The sequence below is a fragment of the Paracoccus sp. S4493 genome (genome assembly GCF_000967735.1).
GTDB lineage: Bacteria > Pseudomonadota > Alphaproteobacteria > Rhodobacterales > Rhodobacteraceae > Paracoccus > Paracoccus marcusii.
Window position 1 is genome coordinate 1 of the sequence record NZ_JXYF01000245.1, and the last position, 750, is coordinate 750.

At 72.4% G+C, this 750-nt stretch carries 1 protein-coding gene; it reads left to right on the plus strand.

Translation table 11 applies throughout. The features are described from left to right. Window positions 1-168 precede the first annotated feature (168 nt). Window positions 169-588, plus strand: a complete 420-nt coding sequence (locus TW83_RS16750; protein WP_045983923.1) for a GNAT family N-acetyltransferase — start codon at window positions 169-171, stop codon at window positions 586-588. Window positions 589-750: the final 162 nt, after the last annotated feature.

Genomic DNA, 750 nt, shown 5'->3' on the forward strand with positions numbered 1-750 from the left:
AGCGCGCGGCGCGCCAGATAGGCGTCGACCAGCGGCTGGTCGAATTGCCGAGGGTGTGGCACGCCTGGCCGCGGCCCGCGCGCATCTGCCGCAGCCCCGCCCCGCGCCGGTCTATCTGCGCCCGGCGGACGCGGCGCCCGCCCGCGATGCGCCCCCGGTGATCCTGGCGTGACGCCCGAGGATCTGGCCGCGTTGCATGCGCGATGCTTCGACAGCCCGCGCCCCTGGTCGGCCGACGAATTCGCCAGCCTTCTGGCGGGTCGTGGGACGTTCCTGCTGGAGGCGCCGCACGGTTTCCTGATGGGGCGCGCCATCGCCGGCGAGGCCGAGCTGCTGACCGTGGCCGTGGACCCGCAGGCGCGGCGGGCGGGCACGGGCCGTGCGCTGGTTGCCGCATTCGCGGGCAGAGCGGCGGCGATGGGGGCCGAGGAGGCCTTTCTGGAGGTCGCGCATGACAACCTTGCGGCACGGCGGCTGTATCAGGCGACGGGATGGCTGGAAGCGGGCGTGCGGCGGCGATATTACGGGCCTGCGACGGACGCGATCGTGATGCGTCTGACGCTGCGTGCGACCCAAGAAGGCGGTTGACCGGACCCCGTGCGATGCGCCCTAATCGGGCGATCAGCGGGCCCGTTGAATCGCCCGCGAAAAACAGGATGAGGTTCCTTTATGTCCCTGATGAAATCGCTGCTGGCGGGCTCGGCCCTGGCCGTGCTGTCGACCGGCGCGGCGCTGGCCGATCCGGCGCTG